Origin of the sequence: Sunxiuqinia rutila, from assembly GCF_050589705.1 — a bacterium.
In the GTDB taxonomy this organism is placed as follows: domain Bacteria; phylum Bacteroidota; class Bacteroidia; order Bacteroidales; family Prolixibacteraceae; genus Sunxiuqinia; species Sunxiuqinia rutila.
Genome location: NZ_JBNGOT010000011.1, coordinates 102,351 through 123,524 on the forward strand (window position 1 = coordinate 102,351; position 21,174 = coordinate 123,524).

The window sequence follows — 21,174 nt, forward strand, 5'->3', positions numbered from 1 at the left end:
GATTTTATAGATTTAAGTTTAGACCAAAAGAGATCGTTCTGTATTGTGGATAAGTCCATCCCAAATTCTCAGGATCAATTCCTTCTGGAAGATGATCGAACGTAAACAGGTTTTCTCCACTAAAAAACACCTTGACATTATTTAAACGAATTCTATTCAGAATGCTTTTGGGTAAGCTGTAGCTAAGTGTGATATTCTTGACACGTAAATAAGCGGCATTACTCAGGAATTTATCCGACACCCGTTGATTGGATCCCTGTGAACTTCCGGCATTCTCGTAGATACGCCCATAGTACGCATTTTGCGTATTTTCAGGTGTCCAGATTTTGCCAACCTGGTCGGCGTAAACGGTACCATATTGACTTGCCATAGGGAAAATAATATTTCCACCTATCCAGGCATCCCGTTTTCCAACCCCTTGCAGGATAAAAGACAATCCAAAATTTTTCCAGTCTGCTGAACCATTTACGCCATACTGGTAGCGAGCACGATTGTTACCAATAACCTTTCGGTCGCCCGGATTACTTACAGTATTATCCCCCGTATCAATTCTATTTTCACTGGTTTCATCATCCATTAAGTTTTTAAACTTAATGTCTCCTTCATGAGAGGTAATCCCCCTGATACTAACAACATCACTATTTAAAGCCCCGTTTGCATCAAAGTCATCTGCGGTATAAAAACCATCAGTCACATAGCCCCAAATCTCACCAATCTCCTGCCCTTCATAATAGGGTGCAGATAATAATTTGGTCTCATTTTTATACTTCGTAATCGTTGAACGGGAATCATAAATGTTAAATCCAAGCCCATATTTCACATTGCCGACATTACCTTTCCACTTAAGTGCAAACTCCCAACCATTGGTCTTCATATCAGCAGCATTTTGCTTAGGTGCAGTTGCTCCGGCAACAGCAGGAAGTTCTTCGGCTGGCCCCAACATTCCGAGGGTGTTGCGCTGAAAAATATCAAACGAACCACTGAGTTTGTTATTTAGGAAGCCAAAGTCAAGCCCTCCGTTAACCGTATTTACCTCTTCCCAGGTATAATTAGCACGAACCATTGGCAAACCGCCCATGGTTTGAGGAATAAGACCATTATAGATCCAGTTACCATCAACAACGGGGAAGGTAGGCAGGAAGCCATAGTTCCCAATATTCTGGTTACCCAGCGTTCCGTATGAGCCTCTTAACTTTAATAAAGAAATGGTTCTTTTCGTTGACTCCATGAATGATTCTTTTGCGAGATTCCAAGCGGCTGACACCGATGGGAAAAAACCAGCACGAAAATCAGTAGGGAACTTGGAAGACAGGTCATAACGGCCATTAAACTCGACAAAATATTTCTGCGCATAGTTATAATTAAATCTGAAAAAGCCACCTCTAAGGGCATACTCATTGTAGCCATCGCTAGTCTCTGGTGGCGTTAACCCATTGGTTCCACTCAAAGAAGGAAGCTCATTATTAATCATATTGAATGCCTTTGAATACAAGTATCTGTAATCATTGTATTCCTGGTTGTAGCCAATGACTCCTGACAGGTTATGCGACTCTCCTATTGTTCGTTCGTAATTAGCAAAAGCATTGATCGTTGTGTATTTTGTTGTAGCCCTTGATGTTGAAAACGGACTGGTCGTGGTTGATGGTTTTATACTCTCAGCTAATCCTTGGTGAACCTGAAAATAGTTGGCATAATCCTGATTATCCGTCAAACCAATTTGGTAGGAATATTCGAAAATAGCTTTTAAGCCTTTTAACGGCTTAATCTCAGTACGTGAAAAAATCCGAGTATTATCACTCACCCTTTCTGACACATCAACTTCTTTGATGATGTTAGCCGGAGTCATCACCAGATACTCATCTCCATCTGTTCCGTATGGCAGCGAACTATCCGGATGATAAGAGGGAAGATTAGTTGGCCACAGCCCTAACTCACTACTTCCGTCCAGATGAGGATATTGCTTATCACCAGTATTGTATTTAATATCCAGAGATGTTGTTAACCATGATGTAATGTCTCCACTCACGTAAGAAGAAACATTGGTTCTTTTAAACGCATCTTTGTTCGTGACCAAAATACCGTCTTCATCGGTATAACCAAAAGAAATTCGATAATTGATTTTTTCACTTCCTCCATGCACCGAGATGTTATGTGTTTGTTTCCACGATGGTTCAAACATATCGCCCATCACATCGGTTTGTTTCAGAAAGTACTTGGTTCCATTGGCTTCGGTCCAGCCCAGCGGATAGGCTGCCGGATTATTTCGGTAGTCCTGAAGTAAATCAACATAAGTATCAATATTTTGCCCCGACCAGATAGATGAATACTCTCCATCCTTTAATGTTTGAATCATATCGGAAGGTGCAGCCAGTTCCGGAAGACCATTCACGGTTGATATCGCAAAATTATTGTTGTAGCTAATTGAAAGATTCTCATCTCGCTTCCCTTTTTTTGTTGTAATCAAAATGACTCCAAAAGATGCACGAGCCCCATAAATGGCAGCCGAAGAAGCATCCTTTAAGATAGAAATACTCTCGATATCATCCGGATTAATTAGGTATAAGTCATTATAAACAACATTATCGACCAACACCAGCGGAGCACCGCCATTAATTGACTCCAAGCCTCTGATATTAAAATTATTTCCACCTCCTGGAATCGCTGAGGATGAAGAAGTGAAGCCCGGAACAGCACCTTGTAAAATGGTTCCCAGTCCAGTAACCGGACGGTCACCCAAAACTTCCTCCATTTTCACAGCAGAAACAGCTCCCGTCAGGTTTACTTTTTTCTGGGTTCCATACCCTACGGCAACCACTTCTTCAATGCCAATCGCATCCTCCACCATGGTAATATTAAGCACGCTTTTGCCCGAAACAGCCATTTCTTCTGTTCTCATTCCCACAAAAGAAAAAACCAAAATGGCATCTGCCGGAACATCTTTAATCGTATAGTTTCCGTCAAAATCAGAAATGGTTCCCTGAGTAGTTCCTTTAACAATCACAGTTACGCCGGGAAGTGGTTGGCCTGAAGAATCGGTTATTTTCCCGGATACTGCTTGTGCTTGCTGAACAACTGACTCCGAGTTCAGATTGGTTAAAATAATCTGTCTCTCTCTAATCAGAAACCGGGTATTTGTTTGGTCAAACAGCTCATCCAAAATTGCTTCTACTTTTTGCTGTTTGACCTCCAGGTTGACCTTCCGATCAACATTGATCAGATCCTGGTTGTAGAGAAAATAATAGTCCGACTGGTTTTCAATTTCATTTAACACATCAACCAAACGCACATTTTTTAGATTCATTGACATACGGGCCTGCTGCGAGAAACTGTTTAGTGCCGAAACCTGTAATATGCCAGTCAATAGAAATAAAACGATTAAACGCATAATCCTAAATGTTTTTTTTAGGGCACACCAATAGAGTGCCCCACTTCTTTGTAATTTTTTCATAAATTTACGGTTGTAGAGTTGTTAATAAATTTGCTGTAGTGACTCTGCAATTTGTCAGGGAAGTGTTGGTAGCACTTTCCTGATTTGCTTTTAATTATCGCCTTTCGATAATGATTTTCTTTTTCATATATGTTCCATCTTTATTTAGTTTACGTTCTTCCATTCGATATTTCATGGGGGTTGTTAACGAAATCATCCGAAGGATTTCATCCAATTGTTCATCCTTAAACGTGGCTCTAAAGTTGTAAGCCTGTAGTTGTTCATCCCGAATCTCAAAATCGACATTGTACCAACGAGCCAGTTTCTTTACAACCTCTGACAAGGGTTCTCCATCAAATCGCAAAAGTCCCTTGGTCCAGCTTGTATGCACGCTCGCATCAACCTGACTTACTGTTGCTTTATTTCCTAACAAGTCAAGTTCAAATTTCTCATCGGGTTTCATCGTATAGGTCAGCTGATCATTCCTGTCAAGAATCTGCACCTTCCCTTGCTGTAGTACTACATTGACTGCCGTTTCATCAGCATAAGCTGCTACGTTGAAAGAAGTCCCGAGCACCTGCACCGTCAGTGCATCTGTTTTGACCCGAAAAGGTTGGTTCGCTTGATGGACAACTTCAAAATAAGCTTCCCCTTCAAGTTCAACATCACGATTTTCTGAAAACACCACCGGATAGCTTAACTTCGACCCGCCATTCAACCAACCTGTTGACCCGTCAGGCAACACAAATTCGGTTCTTGATCCTGCCGGAGAATGGATGGTTGCCATTACATCCGTTGCGATTTTTGGGGCATGCAACATCCAAAGGGCTGCAGCCAGCAAAAAAGGAATAAACAAGACTGCTGCAACACGCTGATAGTATTTAAAAATCGACCTTCCTGTGGATTCTTTCTTTTTAAGAGGAGTGCTTTGGAAGCGTTCCAACATAACCTGTAAGCCCGCACCGAGTGGCTGGTTGGCAGGCAGACTTTCCCAATGCGCCTGCATTTCTCCAAGAAGATCAGCATCCTCCTCCGATTGAAATTGCTTCTTCACGTGTTTGTAATCCGTTCGGGAATAGCTCCCGCGAACAAACCGTCCTAATCTTTCTTTATCTATTGGCTTCTCTGACATGAATTTTAGTGAAATTAATTCAAACTATTCACTCGTTATATCCTCACTTTTTGAAAACCCCTATTCTGATTGGATATTTTTTTATTTCAAGTATAAAGAAAAACGGCGAAGGGAGACAGGAAATAGAAGATGGGTGGATGCTAAATCACTAATGCATAAGGCTAAGCACAAGGGGTAAAGAGAAGAACAAAGCCTACAACTTATGAATTCGACTCCTCAAGAATAAAGAGAAAAACAAAAGGTCTCCGGGAAAGTCTTCGGCAAACCGACGCTTTAAATACTTCATGGCTTCGGTGATCTGATTTTCAACGGTTTTTACTGAAATGCCTAATTCATTCGCAATTTCAACCAACGATTTCCCATGCTTTTTGCGCTGAACGAACACGTTTTTTCTTCGTTCAGGCATCTCTGCTATAAATTGATCCAGCCGCTGAATAACCAGCTGATAGTTGTTTTCAAAATCGATCGGATCGCGCCCACTATCCAACTGATCAATCAGCTCCTCTTTGAACTGGTCAACCTGAGCTTTCCGATTAAATGATTTTTTGATGGAATTATAGGCAATGGTAAATAAATATGATTGAAAAGAAGTATCTGTTTTTAGCCTTTCGCGGTTTTTCCAAACTTTCATAAAAACTTCCTGCACGATCTCTTCCGCCTCACTTTCCTGTTTCAAATAGGACACAGCAAACACAAACAGTTTCTGTCCATACTTCAAAAAAAGTTTTTCAAAAGCGGAATGATCTCCTTTTTGCAGTGAAAGCAGTAGTTCCGAGTCAATATCCCGAATGAAAGTTTTCAATAGTTAGTAGTTTTAAAGCTATAAAGAAATAAAAAATGAATCAGCCGTAAAAAGTAAATCTCAGAAAATAAGTTTCTAAAATCACAAACAAATCTCTAGATGCTCATTAAGTGTGTTTTACCAATCACCTTTCCATTCATACTTAAAAAAGACCGCTACGCAACTATTGAATCAATTGATCTTCCTTTTCCAGGTCTTCCTGCATCTGCTTGAAAATATCAGGATGCTCATCAATCACATTTTTGTGTTCTCCGAGGTCTATTCCAAGCTGATACAATTGAGGTGAAAAAGCTACGCTATCCTTACTCCATCCCCGGCTCTTCTGAACATGCAACTTCCACTCTCCTTCGCGTATAGCTTCTGGCTGTCCGTTGCGCGCATAATAAAGAAAAGGCCTTGGTGCCAGTTTTGTTTCTTCCGGATTTTTCAAAAGTTCGAGAAGGCTAATCCCATCAAAACGTCTTTTTTGCGAGCCAGCATCTTCAAGAATATCAACAAAGGTTGGAAACAAGTCCATCAACGTAACCATCTCATCAGACACTTTATTCGCTGGAATTTCCTGTGGCCATGCAATCAATCCGGGAACACGTTGCCCTCCTTCCCAAGTCGTTGCTTTTGTGCCTCGCAACGGCCTTGCTGAACGATTGGATATCGGGCCATTATCCGAAGAAAACACAACAATTGTATTTTCGTAAATATGCTCCTCTTTCAATGTGCGGATGATTTCGCCCATGCTCCAGTCCAGTTCCATGATGACATCACCATACAAGCCCAGCTTGCTTTTTCCGTCAAATTGCTCACTAACATGGAGTGGCGTGTGTGGCATGTTATGGGCCAAATAAATAAAAAATGGCTCTTCCCCCCGATTCTTGATCAGCTGAATACTTTCTTCGGTGTACCTCTTGGTCAGGTAACGCTGATCCGGCCCTTCTTCTATGATATCTTCATTGCGGTATACCGGCAAAGGTGGAGATTGAAAATTATTGTGTCGATAAAAATGCCCGTCCATATCGTTGGAATAAGGGACACCATAAAAATAATCGAATCCTTGACGATTAGGCATAAACTCAGGCTGATGTCCAAGATGCCATTTCCCAATGCAAGCTGTTGAATAACCATTGTCTTTAAACAATTCGGCCAGCGTATAACTTTCTGGCGACAATCCATGCGTTGAATAAGGAAAGATCACGGCTTCATGCAAATTGGACCTTTTAGGATACAAGCCTGTTAACAGGCCTGCTCGCGATGGTGTGCACACCGTAGCCGGTGCATACAAGCTGGTAAATCGAATGCCGCTCTCGGCTAAAGCATCCAAATGAGGCGTTTCAAACCCGGTTGCTCCGAAACATCCCAGATCCGAGTAGCCTTGATCATCTGTAAAAAAGACAATTACGTTCGGCTTTTCATCATTCTGACGACAGCCAAACAAAGCAACAAGCAAGGTAAAAAAAACAGTAGACCTTCGTATATGCATGGTAAGCGATTTGGGTTAAAGCTAACTGCAAAGTACTAAAACAAAAGCCAATCCCTATAGCTTTCAAAGGAAAGATTCCGTTTTTACAGGAATGACCTCCGTTGTGCTATAAAGATTGGCTTTTAAACTTTTGTCAAACGCTTTTCGAATTTGACTTAGTTGTAAGCTGCAATTATTTTGAGCTATTTCTTTTTAATAATAGCTGTCCATCCACCTCCGGGAGCCATTTTAACATTGACTTTTGAAGCAGAATTAACGTCCTGGCTTTCCTGTGCAAAGTCGGCTGCATGCTTGTCGGCATTCACTCCATCTTTCCATACACTTTTATTTCGTTGAATAAAATCGATGGCGGCTTTAGCACAGACTCCTGTTAATGATTCTGATGCTTTCGTATTAACTGATAAATCCTTAGCAGGCAAACAGGCATTTCAGAATACAAATAATGGTCCAATAACTTACTTTTTTCATTGATACTATTTTTTAGCAGTTCGCTCCTTATACTTTTTTGCTGCCACATAATTCTGAATTTTACCACCAAAAGGAAATCCTTCAGTATCTATTCTACTCTCTTTAAACAGCTTTTTTATCTGTTCAATAAGTTCGGGATGATCACTTGCCACATTTGTTGTCTCAAACAAGTCCTCTTCCAGGTTATAGAGTTCAATGGGAGATTCAACGCCATACCTCACTCCTTTCCATTTACCAATACGTACAGCTTGCCTAAAACCACCATCCGGAAGCTTAGTTCCCCAGCCATCAATTTGTAGCTCCCAATACAAATATTCGTGCTTGGGCTGCTCCTTTCCGGTCAATTCAGGTAAAAACGAAATTCCATCTGTTTGTTGGGGAGCATCAATTCCGGCAATTGCAGCCAAGGTTGGCATAAAGTCTTGGAACGATCCCACATGTTCAGACACCGTACCTTGTTCGATTTTATCTTTCCAATAAGCAATCAGAGGTATACGAATTCCCCCTTCATACATGTCTCGCTTATACCCTTTCAATCCTCCACAGCTATTAAAAAAACGGTGGTCATGCCCACCTTCCCGATGTCCTCCATTATCGCTGGTGAAGAAAACCACGGTATTATCCAATTCGCCTGTCTCCTCCAATCTTTTTAATAGTCGTCCTATTTGTTTATCGAGTAAAGTAATACGAGCTGCATGTCGTCGCTCGGTTTCCGGCCACTCCTGATCTGCATACAATTCCTTATTTCGGGTATAACGCTCATGCCCATGAGGAATCCGATATGACATGGTTATAAAAAAAGGTTTATTCTCTTCTTTTTGATCCAGGTAATCCAAGACAAAATTGGTACGAAACTCATCGATACAGTCGTATTCTTCCTGATCATAAAGAATGGAATCATGGTCTATGTTGATCCAATGTACCAGTTCATCATAGCTTTTCCCACCAAACCGGGAAGACCATTGCTCCTGTATCGCATAATCAAATCCCCGGTTCATCGCCCAGGTTGATTCATCATTCGGATCATCCAAATGCCACTTGCCAATAAACGCAGTTTGATAACCTGCTCCTTTCATCATTTCCCCCAGGGTTAGCTCATCTTTCTTTAAGGGCACTCTTTTCCAAATATCATTATCATAAATCCCGCTGTTTCCACGGATACTAGCATGCCCCGCATGTTTCCCAGTCATTAATACAGCACGGGAAGGAGAGCATACAGAAGACCCCGCATAAAAACTGGTAAATCGGACTCCTTGTTGAGCCAGACTATCCAGTACGGGGGTTTTTATTTGTTGCTGCCCATAACTTCCCAGTTCTCCATAGCCCATATCATCAGCTAAAAGAAAAAGGATATTGGGCTTTTTGTCTGGAACTTTCTGCTGGTTCTCACATGAAAGTATCAAAGCTCCTCCCAGTAGAATCAAACTTATATGTAAATTATTCATCTGTACTTTTTAATATTAAATCCATCATCTTATCAAACAGATATTAGTGACAAGCTTGCTAAAGAAAATCACAAAAAAAACTCTGTGATGAATTGTCTATTTATTTCAACTTAAAATACAACAGTTCATCCAGTGCTACATCAAACTCCAGGCTTTTCCCTCCTTTTACAATCTTGCCGGAGGGAGTTTCCCACTTACCTTTTGGTAACTGAACCAAGACTTTGAAAACTTATAGAGTCGCGGATAATAATGATTGAATAATTCTTCCAAAGCCTGCTGGTTATTATCTGCAAGCTTCTTCAACACCTTATCCTGATTAAATTCTATATGCATTCGGGAAATTTGATCCCACAAACTTAAAAAAAGATCAGAATAAATGGATTTATCAAAGTCATTCTATTCATGAATCCCCAACTAAAAAATTCCTCCATTCAGCCTTAGAAATGCAAAACACCTCTATATCAATCAACCCCAAAAACAAACGGCTCCTCCTTTCAGCGAACGTTTCATGCTGCCCGCACATCGTTTGCATTTACAACGAGACCATGAACGAGAGACTTCTTTCCGTTTTTTGATATGAGCTGCGTAAATGGTTCACAATCCACACTCGCCGGTTAATCTCAACTAAAACACGACAGAAACTGTTTCGTAAGAGATATAAAGTATCGAACAAAAAGAGTTAACCATTAACGAATTACAGCGATGAATCAATTAGAAAACAAAGTAGCAATTATTACCGGTGGCGCTCAGGGCATGGGAGCAACTCATGCCAAACGCTTCATTCAGGAAGGAGCCAAAGTTGTCATCACCGATTTGAATGAAGAAAAAGGGACGGCCTTGGCCAAAGAATTAGGAGAAAACTGCCTGTTTATAAAGCAGAATGTAACCCAGGCTACCGACTGGCAGCATGTCATTGAGGCTACCGAGAAAACTTTCGGATCCGTCAATATCCTGGTAAACAATGCCGGTATCACCATGAGGAAGTCGATTCTGGAAACGACCGAGGAAGACTACCGAAGGATTGTCGAGATCAACCAGGTAGCTGTATTCTTAGGCCTAAAAGCCGTACTTCCGTCCATGCAAAAAGCCCAGGATGGTTCCATCATCAATATTTCATCAATCAATGGCTTGGTGGGTGGCGCTGTCGGATACACGGATACAAAATTTGCCGTTCGAGGCTTAACCAAAGCCGCTGCGTTGGAATGTGCCCGGTATGACATTCGGGTTAACTCTGTTCATCCGGGGGTAATTGCTACTCCAATGCTTTCGCAGGATGATACCAAAGAAGCCATCGAGAAATTTGCCAAGCACATCCCCTTAGGCCGGGTTGCCCAACCCGAGGAAGTAACCAACCTGGTTCTTTTTCTGGCATCCGATGAATCGAAATATTCCACCGGCTCGGAGTTTATCGTCGACGGCGGTTTAACAGCCATGTAACTGTCAACCGCCCTTAAAAAAATTTCAGCCAGTGTAAGCTTGCTGTCAAACACCCAAGGGTGAATTCTAAAGCCGAAAACAGCAGCGGGCCAGTGAATTCCCCTGCCTCTTTGGGCTATCAAAATCAAACATTGCCCCCTCCTGCCAGCCAAACCAATTTTTATCGCTATTTTCAACAGGCCGTTTTAAAAGCCCATCAACTCAGGAGCTAAATGAGATTAACTCTGAAAAACCGGACATCATGAAAAAGAAGCACCTCATACGAATTCTTCGAATTGTCATGCCCAGTACTGCCCTGATCTGCACCTTGGTATTCGTTCCATGGATGCTGCTTAGAGCATGGCTGGCACCGCTGCCCGACAGCGTTCAGGAACAGCTAAACGACGCCATTGGGTATGGATTGGACGGCATAATTGTCTATGTGGATCAGGCGGAAAAAGAACCAGCCTTTTACAGCGCTGGCTGGAAAAACAGAGCAAACCAGATTCCGGCAGACCCACATGCCCTGTTCAAGATTGCAAGCATCAGCAAATTGTATATTGCCGTTGCTACGGCCCAATTGGTTCACGACAAACGTCTGAACCTGGACCAAACGCTTGCTGCCTATTTACCGGAATTTGCCGAAAGAATTGAACATGCGGATCAAATTACCTTGAGAATGATGGTACAGCACCGGAGTGGCATCCCGAACTACACCGATCATCCTGATTACCCCTGGACGAATCCCTACAAGAGCACCCAAGAAACCTACCAACTGGTACTGGATCAGCCAGCTGACTTTCAACCAAACGAAAAATACAGTTATTCCAACACCAATTACCTGCTGATTGGGGAAATACTTGACCGAACGTTGGGCTACAGCCATCACCAATACATTAAAAATGAAATTCTGGCACCACTTGAACTGAACAACACCTACAGCTTGCTTCGCGAAGTGGAACCAGACAAGGTTATGAGTGGCTACTACGTCGGTTACGAACCGGATATCAAGGGCAATGATTTTATTCAACCTGGAGGTTCAATGGTTGCAACGGCAGAAGATGTTGGTATTTTCTTAAGAGCATTAAATGATGGCTCGCTGTTGAATGAGGATGAACAGGCTATCTATTCCTCCATCTACAGCTATCACCACACCGGATTACTGCCGGGCTATCAAAGCATTGCCAAATACCACAAAGATATTGACACGGTAGTCATCCAGTTTGTAAATACAAGCGGTGGTGACAAATGGACTTTATCAGAGATCATCTATAATCGTATTCTGAAAATTTTGAAGACTAAAGAAAACTCCTGACCGGGTCGGTTTCGGGCACCTTGTCAGCAGCCATACTTGCACAATTTGAGCAGTACGAACTTTTCACCGGATCATGTCTTTCAGAACCAAGCTGGATCGGATTTAAATCAATCGTTAGCCATCTGGAATTGGATTTTCCATAATCCTCTGAGTTCATTTAACTGGTAGTTGGTCGCCTGATCATCAGGATAAAGAGCTTGTAACTTTTGAACGGTTTGAGGAGCAATTTCGTTCGTGCTTCCATGGCATTGCAAGCAAGCCGGCAGCCCCGTTTTTATTGGTTTGTAATACAGCAACTGATTGCCCAGGGCAACCAAGGTGTCTTTCGGCTGTCCTGATTGATGATTCCCGGCGGTCCACTGCCAAATCAAGCTGTCGGTTTGGTTCTTTAAACTGTTGCCTGTGTTGCGTGGTCGATCCGTAATCCGTTCGATCGTGCAATGATTAACCTGGCTTAGGCTGTCAGTCAGCGGAAAAGCCTTTAAGTTGCAGAAGGACACCGCATACTCGCTTCCTCCTTGCTGCATAGCCTGCCCAACATGCTGGAGTAAAACAGCTTGTGTTTGATTGGAGATAGCGGCTCCCCTGGCCATTAGATCAGCATAGGTTTTTTCTGAAATGGGCGGATGTTGCTTGGTCGAAGTACAGGAGAATAAACCGAGCATTGCCCCCAAAAGAAGAACTGGCATTATTTTCATAAGTGTTTCTGGTTTTAATGGTTGGTAAGGCATACGTGATTCTTTTAATATTTGTTTATGTTTAAATCAATGATACCAACAAGCTGCCTGACAGGAAGGTTCGAGAACGAACAACGAAGAAAGAGAATTTCGATGATTTACCAGAGCTTGCCGGATTTTCGGATGGTCTGATTGTGCGTGTGCTCGTGCCTTCTGCCTGTCTCCTTGATTCTCTTAACCCATCCGTCCCGGGTGCCGGGACACCTTCCCTTCGAGAAGAGAAGGAAATCCAACCACCAGCGTAAGGAGCGTTTTATTAGACCTTTCTCCTTAATTCTTTAACAAGCCTTTGCGGTTGAGAAGACTGTTTTCAGCTGTCAGTTATCGGTTGTTTTTGCTCTGTATCGCTCTGTGGTTAAAAATTTGTCACTGATAGTCAGTATTTGTCATTATTCGATGTGGAATTACGACTATTCCTTAGCGAATAGGCTTGCTGCTCTATGGCATAGCTCCGATTCGACGTGTCAGAAGGATGATTCCACGTCGCACCATTGATATTCCCGATGGAATACACCTTGTGATTTCGAGAATATCTATGATTCGATCGAGCAGCAAGCCTCTGCACTACTGCCGGGGGTATATTCCCTGGCGCAGCATTAGGCTGCTCCAGGGAATTAGACCTAAGGATTAAAGGAGAAATTAATTGATCTGTAGAAAGGAGTGATGGAAGCAGGGACGAAAAAGCCCGCCTTATTGCTTCCCCTCGTTACCGCTTCGCTCAAGCAAGGGGCAGAATCGGCAAACTTCATTATCCTTATACTTTTAGCTGTTTTACTCATCGGGTGACTGCAGTCGCCCGATGAGTAAAAATACAGTCTAAGCGTTCTCCATTAATGGTCGTGCTTGTGATCGTGTTTTTCTGCGGCTTTTTCACTCCGGTCGTATTGGCAGCAACCGGGAAGTTCGTTATAAACCTCCTCTTTAGCTTTGTGCTTGGGGGTGTCGTGCCCCACTTTAGCAATGGCTTGTTGCACCTTGTCCATGTCGGTTTTACTTTCATCAAAGCTGAGGGCCATCATCTTGGTTTTCTTGTCCCAATCGGCCAGGGTCACTCCTTCAACCGATTTGGCGGCTTTCTCAATGCGCTTTTCGCACATGCCGCAGTTTCCTTTTACTTTAAACTTTTCACTCTTGTTTTGGGCTAAAACGGTTCCGGCACCCATCATCATCAGGATAGCCAGCATCATCACTTTTGTTTTCATCGTACTTCTTTTTTAGGGTTACTATTTCTCTTTTTCTTGTAAGAATCAATTAATTTTACATCACTAAGCCTCTTTAGCTCAGTGGTAGAGCAGCTCACTCGTAATGAGCAGGTCGTGGGTTCGACTCCCATGAGAGGCTCCGGTTCGTTTCGGAATCAAGACGTATTGCACCCGGCTTAGTTGTAGCATCCGGCACGTCCTGATTCCGAAACTTTTTATTCTATTCCTCGCGGTACAAGCAGCATTCCGGCAAATCGTTATAAACCGCATCTGGTGCCTTGTACTCTTCGGTATCATGACCAGCTTTGGCAATGGCTAACTGCACTTTATCCGGACTCGTTTTCTTCGGGTCGTACTGCAAATGGATCATTTGTTCTTCCGCATTCCACTGGGCACTTGAAACCCCGCCAACAGCTAAAGCCGCTTTTTCAATCCGGTCTTTGCACATCTCGCAATTACCCGAAGCCTTAAAATGAGCATGCTCTTCCTTAGCCGACGTAGTTGCCTGAGCAGTATAAGACAGCCGATCAAACAAGCAGCATTCCGGCAGTTCATTATATACCGAATCCGGTGCTTTGAATTTTTCGGTGTCGTGTCCTGCATTGGCAATGGCCTGCTGCACCTTCTCCGGATTGGTTTTCTTCGAATCGTATTGCAAGTGGACCAGTTGTTGCTCCGCATCCCAATGCGCACTGAAAACGCCATTAACTGCTAGTGCCGCTTTTTCAATGCGGTCTTTGCACATTTCGCAATTACCGGCAGCTTTAAACTGAGCATGTTCACCTTGTGCGTTTGCTCCCATGTTCATATCACCGTGCTGATGGCCTGTTGATCCCATTCCTCCATCCGGATTCATCATGCTTTGCAAGCCACGAAGCTGAGCGGAGGCATCAATCTTGAAGACGCCATTGGTGGCAATTTCCTCGCCCTCATGCAGTCCGTCGGCAACCACATAGCTGTCGCCGGCAACCGGTCCCAACACAATTTCGCGGTAAAGGAAGGAGGGCGTTTCGCGGTTCGGCACTTTCACATACACCACGGCCCGTTTCCCGGTCCATAAAATAGCGGATTTAGGAACCAGCAATTGAGCTTCGTTGGCGATCGAAGATTCCAATACGCCGGAACTAAACATGCCGGGTTTCACCTTTTGTTGTGTATTGTTCAACTCCAGACGAACCTTTGCCACACGCGTTGTTGGATCAATAAAAGGGTCGATGTAGCGGACCTTACCGGTAAAGGTTTCACCAGGCAAAGCCTGAATGGTATACTCCATTTCATCGCCTGCTTTAATCCAGGGCAGGTCATTTTCGTAAGCATCAAACATCACCCAAAGCTTACTTAAGTCGATCAGCTTAAACAATTGCTGTCCTTCTTTCACGTAATCGCCAATAGCCACATTGCGACTATTCACCGTGCCCGAAATGGGCGACAGCACATCAAAATACTGCTGCGGTGTTTTAGAGGCCTCAATCGTATCGATCTGCGCATCCGTAAGGTCCCACAACTTCAGCTTATTCCGGGCAGCCCGGTACAGTCCCGGACGCGTTTCCCGGTAGCTCATGGCTTCCATTAGTTCGCGCTGGGCAGCCAGCAATTCCGGAGAATAAATGGTAGCCAACTTCTCACCTTGGCGCACTTGCTGCCCGGTAAAATTGACAAACAATTTTTCAATGCGCCCGCCAAACCGGGCCGTCAGTTCGGAGACCTTGCGCTCATCCGCCTCAACCTTTCCTTGCATGTGAATGGTTTTCTTCGGAATGGCTTTTACCACACGGCTGGTTTGCACATTGGCCAGACTGGCAGCCGATTCACTCAGCTGAATTTCATTGGGGTCAATATCTTCCCCACCGGCATTCATCGAAGCCAGCGGAATAAGGTCCATCCCGCAGATGGGGCAATCGCCCGGTTTCTCCTGTTGAATCTGCGGGTGCATGGAACAGGTCCAAGTTGTTGGATCATCCGATTCATGATCATGCCCTTCATGGCCTTCAGTCAGTGACTTTGAACTTGCTGTTTCGGCTGAAGAATGAAAGAACACCCAGCCCAAAAACAGGCCAACCACTAAAGCTCCAAGCAGGAACTTATAGTTTTCTTGTATGTATTGATTAAATTTTTTCATCACAATATATTCTGATAGTCTAAAACGTTAATTGAACCTCCCGATTAATTCCCCATCAAATAATGAATCATGGAAATAGCCGCCTGTTGATCGGTTTTGGCTTTTTCCAGTTCCAGGGCATATTCCAGCAGCTTCCGGTCCATTCTCAAAATCTCTTCAAAATTCTGACTGCTGGAGGCGTATTCAGTTTCCAGAATACTCAGGGAATTCTCGGCCAGCTCGGTCTGACTCAGATACAAAGCTTTTCGACGCTTCGCATCCAGGTACTCTTTCCAGGCAATTTCAAACAAGCTTTCCAGGCTGTTCGACAAACTTTGCTTTTCAAAAGCATTCGCCGTTTCTTCATACACTACCTGCTGCACCATCGCCTTGTACTTACTACGGTAAAGTGGTATTGTCAGGCCAAGCTTCGGAAACATAAACGAATCAGTCCCTTTGGGCTGCATTGCTCCTTTTTCAACAATGGAATAATCAATACCGAGCGAAAAGGTGGGTTTGCCCGACTTTTCAGCCAGCTCCTTCTTAAAGCGTAAGGCTTCTTGTTGTAAGTCCAGGCTAAGCAGCTGGTGATTCTGATTCAGAATACTATCCAGCGCTGCCGTCTTGCTTAGGGCCATTTCGGTTTCCCAAAGTTCATCCGGCAAATCAATAGGCTGATTGCGATCGTCATTCAACAGCTTATTAAACTGAACCTGCAACACCTGCCGTTGGTCTTTCAGCAAAGCCAGTTCATTCTCCAGATCCCCCGTTTCCATTTCAAGCCGGTACTGATCCACGGCCGACACCATTCCGGCTTCGACCTTGATGGCTGCCATTCGCCGAAAACGCTCCAGCACAAGCAGGTTATCCTGAATGATACGAATGGCCTTTTCGTTGAAATAGAAATTGTAATAGGTCGCACGAACGTCATTAAACAAGGCTGACTTGGTTTCCTCAAAAAGCTCATACTTCACCTTGGCCTGTTGTACGGCCACATTTTCCCTGGCTTTCAGGGTTCCAAACCACGGAAACATTTGTGTGGCCGAGAACTTGTATTGCTGAACACCAACGCGTGCTCCGGCCGGCAGCATGAACGATGGAAAAGCCACCTGCGGATCGGGTAAAGCTTTCACCTGGGGCACTTGCTCCAAGGCTGCCATATAGTCGTAAAACCGGGCTTGCAGGTTCGGGTTGTTTTCTGCTGCCCGCACCAGGTAAGTATTCAGCTGTTCCTGTGCTCCCGCCCCCATGCTAAGAAGCAGCAACAATAACATCCCGGTTAAATATTTTATAAAAGGATTCTGTTTCATGATTCTAATTTTTTAGTCCGGTTTTTCACCTGTTTTTCCTGCCACATACTGTATAAAACCGGCACCACAAACATGGTCAGCACCTCAATGGTCATTCCTCCAAACAAGGGGATGGCCATAGGCACCATAATATCTGAACCTTTCCCGGTTGAGGTAAGCACCGGAATCAGTGCAATCAGTGTCGTAGCCGTGGTCATCATAGCCGGACGCACCCGCTTGGAACCGGCTTCCAACACCATGGCCCGCACTTCGCTGATGCTTTGCGGAGTATGTTTTTCCCGAAGCTGATTGAGGTAAGTGCTGATCAGCACCCCATCATCGGTGGCAACGCCAAACAGGGCAATAAAGCCCACCCAAACGGCCACACTCAGGTTAATCGTTCCCACCTGAAACAGATCACGCAGGTTGTGCCCCGCCAAGGTTCCATTCATAAACCAAGGTTGTCCGTACAGCCAGATCATGATAAAGCCACCTGAAAGCGCAACCAGTATTCCTGAAAAAATCAGGGTGGTTGAGGTTACAGAGCGAAACTGAAAGTACAGGATCAGGAAAATCACAATCAGAGAAATCGGAATCACAATAAGTAGGCGATTTGTTGCCCGAATCTGGTTTTCGTAGTTTCCGGTGAATACATAGCTCATACCGGCCGGCAACACAAACGAGCCATCTTCCAGTTTTTCATTCAGATAAGCCTGAGCATTTTCAACAACATCAACTTCGGCATAGCCTTCCTTTTTGTCGAAAATGACATAGCCTACCAGGAACGTATTTTCACTCTTAATCATCTGGGGTCCCCGGGTATATTGCATGTCCACCAGTTCGGCCAGCGGAATTTGCATGCCCGAAGGCGTCGGAATCAAAATGGACTGCAGGTCTTCGGGGTTATCCCGAAATTCGCGGGCATAGCGCAACCGAACCGGAAACCGTTCCCTTCCTTCCACGGTGGTGGTCAGCTGCATGCCTCCGATGGCACTTCCAATCACCGCCTGCAGGCTTTCCACAGTCAGGCCGTAACGGGCCAGCGCCTTACGCTTGATGTTCAGTTCGAGATATGGTTTTCCAACCACTCGGTCAGCAAACACCGACATGGGCTCGACCCCTTCCACATGCTGAAGCTCCGTTTCCAGTTGCAGTCCCACTTTTTCAATGCTCTCCAAATCGGGTCCAAACACTTTAATCCCCATCGGAGCACGCATACCGGTTTGCAACATCACCAACCGTGTTTGAATAGGCTGCAGCTTGGGCGCTGAGGTCAGACCGGGAATGGTTGCCTTCTGTAAAATTTCATCCCAAATATCATCAGGTGAGTGAATTTCATCGCGCCACTGCCGGAAGTATTCGCCATTTTTATCCTCCACCAGTCTTTCTTGTTCAATCAGGCGGAAACCTTCATCGGCCCGATTATAGGTACTGCCATCTTTCAGCACAAAAGCCCCTTCTTTATTGACTTTAAAGCGCATGCGGTGGCCGTCTTCATTCAGCATGTATTCCGGTTTGTAATTGATGACATTTTCATACATCGAAACCGGTGCCGGATCAAGCGCGGAGTTCACCCGGCCCCATTTACCAACCACCATTTCAACCTCCGGTATCGCATTCACTTTTTTATCCAGCAAGCGAATCACTTCCAGGTTTTCCTCAATACCTGAGTGCGGCATGGTTGTGGGCATCAGCAAGAAAGAACCTTCATCCAGGGTAGGCATAAACTCTTTTCCAATACCGGGAAACTTCTCACTTGCAGAAGCCCATAGCTTGGTTTCCTTCACAAATTTGGGCATAAAGCCATACAGCTTGTCAACCCCTTGCCAGGCTGTGATTCCGAATAGAATAATCAAAATGGGAACACTCAAAAAGGCCCACTTGTGATTCAAACACCATTTCAGAATCTGAGGGTAAAAACGCACAACAAGCATCAAGAATCCAAGGATGGTTCCCACGATTAAAATGACGAAGAGGAAGTTGACCAACAGGGAGTTTTGTGCCCCCAGAGGCATCCAGGCTTTGGTCAGGAAAAAAACAACCACAGCCAGCGTGATTCCCACATTGATGTAGTTCACCCACTGCTGGCGGTGGGCCGGCCACCGATCAGCCAACCAACCATTGATTCCAAAAGCCGTCAGCGATAAAGCAATGTAGTTTCCCGACCACACTGCCAGGACAATACCTGCCAACACCAACAAGCCACTCCAGAGTTTTTTGGATCGACTTTTATCATATTTGATCGAAAAAACCACATGGGCAAAGGTTGGAATGAGCACCAGCCCGATCAACAAGGCAGCCAGCATGGCAAAGGTTTTGGTAAAAGCCAGCGGACGGAACAGTTTTCCTTCAGCCGCTTCCATAGCAAACACCGGCAAGAAACTGATAATGGTCGTCAGCAAAGCCGTCATTACTGCACCAGCCACCTCGGTCGTTCCTTCATAAACGACCTGCAAAAGTTGTTTTCCTTTCTTTCCAACATTTTCGGGCAGCTCAATATGCCGAATAATATTTTCGGAAAAGACCACTCCCACGTCAACCATCACACCAATGGCAATAGCAATACCTGAAAGCGCAACAATATTGGCATCCACGCCAAACTGTCGCATGGTAATAAAGGTGATTAGCACACCAATGGGCAACAAGCTGGAAATTAACAACGATGCCCGCAGGTTCAGCACCAACACTATGACCACGATGATACTGATCAGAATCTCCAACGACAAGGCCTCTTCCAGCGTTCCCAAGGTTTCTTTAATCAGACCAGTGCGGTCGTAAAACGGCACCACTGTCACTTTCGAAACAGTACCATCGTCCAGCGTTTTCGAAGGTAGCCCCGGGCTTATTTCCGCAATTTTTTCTTTAAGATGCTCGATGGCTTCTAATGGGTTGGCTCCATAACGGGCTACCACTACCCCACCAACAGCTTCGGCGCCGCCTTTATCCAGTCCGCCACGGCGTGTGGCCGGCCCAAAGTTGATTTTGGCGACATCCTTCAACCGAACCGGGACATGATCGCGCACAGCCACCACGCTTTCCTCCAAATCGCCCAGATTTTTGATGTATCCTAGGGCCCGAATCAAATATTCGGCGCGGTTAAACTCCAGGGTTCGGGCACCAATATCCAGGTTGCTGCTTTTCACGGCAGTCATAATCTGCGCAATGGTCACCCCATAAGCTTTCATCGCAGCCGGATCAATATCTACCTGGTACTCTTTTACAAATCCTCCAATGGAAGCGACCTCGGCCACCCCTTTGGCAGCCGTTAATGCATAACGTACATGAAAATCCTGAATGGTTCGCAATTCGTGCGGATCCCAACCTCCCGCCGGATTTCCATCTTTGTCGCGTCCCTCAAGGGTGTACCAGTAAATTTGGCCCAGCGCTGTAGCATCAGGCCCCAAGGCAGGTGTAGCATCTGCCGGCAAAGTGCCTGGTGGCAGCGAATTCAGCTTCTCTAAAATTCGCGTGCGGCTCCAGTAAAACTCAACATCTTCATCAAAAATGATGTAAATACTGGATAAGCCAAAAATGGAATTACTTCGAATGGTTTTCACTCCGGGAATTCCCAAAAGCGATGTGGTCAGCGGATAAGAAATTTGGTCTTCAATATCCTGTGGCGAACGGCCAGGCCATTCGGTATATACAATTTGCTGGTTTTCCCCAATATCGGGGATGGCATCAACCGGAACAGGATCATTGGGCAAAATACCAATGTCCCATCGAAAAGGTGAGTTAACCATTCCCCAGCCCACTAGAACCAGGAGCAACAGGAAGGTTACCAGCTTGTTTTCTAAAAAGAAACGAATAAATTTATTCAGCATACCGTCTCAACTTTATGATTTTTTTTTTGATTGCTATAAATGACAAAAAGTAGCACTATATGCAACGAGCATACAGCCTACCACATCCGATTTCATCCCAATGAAATCGGGGCAATCAAAAAATCATAAACGGTAAACCTGAATATCAGAAAGGAAGTGGAGCACCCTTTTGAAGGGAGGCGACTCTCCCTTGGTGGCGACATTCAAAAATTGAGTTGTTTCTCCCAGTAATTCAATGACAAACCGGGGAATTTCAAAAATGACAAACGCAATGTAATCAACATGACTAATCACCACGGCAGGCGTATAGTCCTGATCCAATTGATAGGTTTGCGCTTCATTGTGGCAGCAGTCTCCTTCTTCCATATCGCAGCAGGTTTCTACATTGCCTGAAACAGACGTATCAACTAAATCTTCACCACAATAGTGTTTTGTGATGGTAAATCCTAAGGTGGATACCATCATAATCACTAACATTGTAATATGAAGAATTTTCTTTGTCATCTGTACTTACAACGCAAATTTATATAAATTTGTTTGACCCA

At 44.4% G+C, this 21,174-nt stretch carries 15 protein-coding genes and 1 tRNA gene; 3 read left to right on the forward strand and 13 right to left on the reverse strand.

Annotation, left to right across the window (positions count from 1 at the left end; all coding sequences use genetic code 11):
* Window positions 1-4: 4 nt before the first annotated feature.
* From ACRD6K_RS14635 to ACRD6K_RS14665, 7 genes are all read right to left on the reverse strand, one after another.
* Window positions 5-3,385 carry a TonB-dependent receptor gene (locus ACRD6K_RS14635; RefSeq protein ID WP_430973839.1) on the reverse strand — a complete coding sequence of 1,127 codons (3,381 nt, stop codon included), beginning with the start codon at window positions 3,383-3,385 and terminating at the stop codon, window positions 5-7.
* A gap of 157 nt (window positions 3,386-3,542) precedes the next feature.
* Window positions 3,543-4,559: a FecR family protein gene (locus ACRD6K_RS14640; RefSeq protein WP_430973840.1), complete on the reverse strand. Its 1,017-nt coding sequence runs from the start codon at window positions 4,557-4,559 to the stop codon at window positions 3,543-3,545.
* Window positions 4,560-4,752: 193 nt separating this feature from the next.
* Window positions 4,753-5,361, reverse strand: coding sequence for an RNA polymerase sigma factor (locus tag ACRD6K_RS14645; RefSeq protein ID WP_430973841.1), 609 nt, complete (start codon window positions 5,359-5,361; stop codon window positions 4,753-4,755).
* A gap of 163 nt (window positions 5,362-5,524) precedes the next feature.
* Window positions 5,525-6,835: a sulfatase family protein gene (locus tag ACRD6K_RS14650; protein ID WP_430973842.1), complete on the reverse strand. Its 1,311-nt coding sequence runs from the start codon at window positions 6,833-6,835 to the stop codon at window positions 5,525-5,527.
* A 182-nt stretch (window positions 6,836-7,017) separates the two neighbouring features.
* The gene (locus tag ACRD6K_RS14655) at window positions 7,018-7,254 is read right to left on the reverse strand and encodes a glycoside hydrolase family 97 C-terminal domain-containing protein (protein ID WP_430973843.1); all 237 of its coding nucleotides are present in this window, start codon (window positions 7,252-7,254) and stop codon (window positions 7,018-7,020) included.
* A 54-nt stretch (window positions 7,255-7,308) separates the two neighbouring features.
* The gene (locus ACRD6K_RS14660) at window positions 7,309-8,748 is read right to left on the reverse strand and encodes an arylsulfatase (RefSeq protein WP_430973844.1); all 1,440 of its coding nucleotides are present in this window, start codon (window positions 8,746-8,748) and stop codon (window positions 7,309-7,311) included.
* Between the two features lie 165 nt (window positions 8,749-8,913).
* Window positions 8,914-9,081: a hypothetical protein gene (locus tag ACRD6K_RS14665; RefSeq protein ID WP_430973845.1), complete on the reverse strand. Its 168-nt coding sequence runs from the start codon at window positions 9,079-9,081 to the stop codon at window positions 8,914-8,916.
* 369 nt (window positions 9,082-9,450) lie between these two features.
* Here ACRD6K_RS14665 and ACRD6K_RS14670 point away from each other — a divergent pair, with 369 nt between their 5' ends.
* Together ACRD6K_RS14670 and ACRD6K_RS14675 are read left to right on the forward strand one after the other, a co-directional pair.
* Complete coding sequence (locus tag ACRD6K_RS14670; protein ID WP_430973846.1) at window positions 9,451-10,185, forward strand: glucose 1-dehydrogenase; 735 nt, start codon at window positions 9,451-9,453, stop codon at window positions 10,183-10,185.
* A gap of 241 nt (window positions 10,186-10,426) precedes the next feature.
* Window positions 10,427-11,479, forward strand: a complete 1,053-nt coding sequence (locus ACRD6K_RS14675) for a serine hydrolase domain-containing protein (protein WP_430973847.1) — start codon at window positions 10,427-10,429, stop codon at window positions 11,477-11,479.
* Between the two features lie 107 nt (window positions 11,480-11,586).
* On the opposite strand, the gene ACRD6K_RS14680 is transcribed toward ACRD6K_RS14675, so the two are convergent.
* Window positions 11,587-12,177, reverse strand: coding sequence for a c-type heme family protein (locus ACRD6K_RS14680; protein WP_430973848.1), 591 nt, complete (start codon window positions 12,175-12,177; stop codon window positions 11,587-11,589).
* 869 nt (window positions 12,178-13,046) lie between these two features.
* Window positions 13,047-13,418, reverse strand: a complete 372-nt coding sequence (locus ACRD6K_RS14685; protein WP_430973849.1) for a heavy-metal-associated domain-containing protein — start codon at window positions 13,416-13,418, stop codon at window positions 13,047-13,049.
* A 67-nt stretch (window positions 13,419-13,485) separates the two neighbouring features.
* On the opposite strand from ACRD6K_RS14685, the gene ACRD6K_RS14690 reads away from it, so the two are divergent.
* Window positions 13,486-13,557 (forward strand) — tRNA-Thr (locus tag ACRD6K_RS14690).
* An 81-nt stretch (window positions 13,558-13,638) separates the two neighbouring features.
* Here ACRD6K_RS14690 and ACRD6K_RS14695 read toward each other — a convergent pair.
* The 4 genes from ACRD6K_RS14695 to ACRD6K_RS14710 form a co-directional block, all read right to left on the reverse strand.
* Complete coding sequence (locus tag ACRD6K_RS14695; RefSeq protein ID WP_430973850.1) at window positions 13,639-15,537, reverse strand: efflux RND transporter periplasmic adaptor subunit; 1,899 nt, start codon at window positions 15,535-15,537, stop codon at window positions 13,639-13,641.
* Between the two features lie 44 nt (window positions 15,538-15,581).
* Complete coding sequence (locus tag ACRD6K_RS14700; RefSeq protein ID WP_430973851.1) at window positions 15,582-16,826, reverse strand: TolC family protein; 1,245 nt, start codon at window positions 16,824-16,826, stop codon at window positions 15,582-15,584.
* Entirely contained in the window at window positions 16,823-20,629 is a 3,807-nt protein-coding gene (locus ACRD6K_RS14705; protein ID WP_430973852.1) for an efflux RND transporter permease subunit, read from the reverse strand. The genes ACRD6K_RS14700 and ACRD6K_RS14705 overlap by 4 nt, the downstream gene beginning before the upstream one ends.
* Before the next feature lie 123 nt (window positions 20,630-20,752).
* Window positions 20,753-21,133 (reverse strand): HYC_CC_PP family protein, encoded by a 381-nt coding sequence (locus tag ACRD6K_RS14710; protein ID WP_430973853.1) that lies wholly within the window; start codon window positions 21,131-21,133, stop codon window positions 20,753-20,755.
* Window positions 21,134-21,174: the final 41 nt, after the last annotated feature.

What these genes read in the sequence shown, in the direction of transcription:
- ACRD6K_RS14675 (WP_430973847.1), top strand. Translation starts at nt 10,427, where the DNA reads ATGAAAAAGAAGCACCTCATACGAATTCTTCGAATTGTCATGCCCAGT.
- ACRD6K_RS14660 (WP_430973844.1), bottom strand. Translation starts at nt 8,748, where the DNA reads ATGAATAATTTACATATAAGTTTGATTCTACTGGGAGGAGCTTTGATA.
- ACRD6K_RS14635 (WP_430973839.1), bottom strand. Translation starts at nt 3,385, where the DNA reads ATGCGTTTAATCGTTTTATTTCTATTGACTGGCATATTACAGGTTTCG.
- ACRD6K_RS14710 (WP_430973853.1), bottom strand. Translation starts at nt 21,133, where the DNA reads ATGACAAAGAAAATTCTTCATATTACAATGTTAGTGATTATGATGGTA.
- ACRD6K_RS14705 (WP_430973852.1), bottom strand. Translation starts at nt 20,629, where the DNA reads ATGCTGAATAAATTTATTCGTTTCTTTTTAGAAAACAAGCTGGTAACC.
- ACRD6K_RS14700 (WP_430973851.1), bottom strand. Translation starts at nt 16,826, where the DNA reads ATGAAACAGAATCCTTTTATAAAATATTTAACCGGGATGTTATTGTTG.
- ACRD6K_RS14680 (WP_430973848.1), bottom strand. Translation starts at nt 12,177, where the DNA reads ATGAAAATAATGCCAGTTCTTCTTTTGGGGGCAATGCTCGGTTTATTC.
- ACRD6K_RS14650 (WP_430973842.1), bottom strand. Translation starts at nt 6,835, where the DNA reads ATGCATATACGAAGGTCTACTGTTTTTTTTACCTTGCTTGTTGCTTTG.
- ACRD6K_RS14665 (WP_430973845.1), bottom strand. Translation starts at nt 9,081, where the DNA reads ATGCATATAGAATTTAATCAGGATAAGGTGTTGAAGAAGCTTGCAGAT.
- ACRD6K_RS14670 (WP_430973846.1), top strand. Translation starts at nt 9,451, where the DNA reads ATGAATCAATTAGAAAACAAAGTAGCAATTATTACCGGTGGCGCTCAG.
- ACRD6K_RS14695 (WP_430973850.1), bottom strand. Translation starts at nt 15,537, where the DNA reads ATGAAAAAATTTAATCAATACATACAAGAAAACTATAAGTTCCTGCTT.
- ACRD6K_RS14685 (WP_430973849.1), bottom strand. Translation starts at nt 13,418, where the DNA reads ATGAAAACAAAAGTGATGATGCTGGCTATCCTGATGATGATGGGTGCC.
- ACRD6K_RS14640 (WP_430973840.1), bottom strand. Translation starts at nt 4,559, where the DNA reads ATGTCAGAGAAGCCAATAGATAAAGAAAGATTAGGACGGTTTGTTCGC.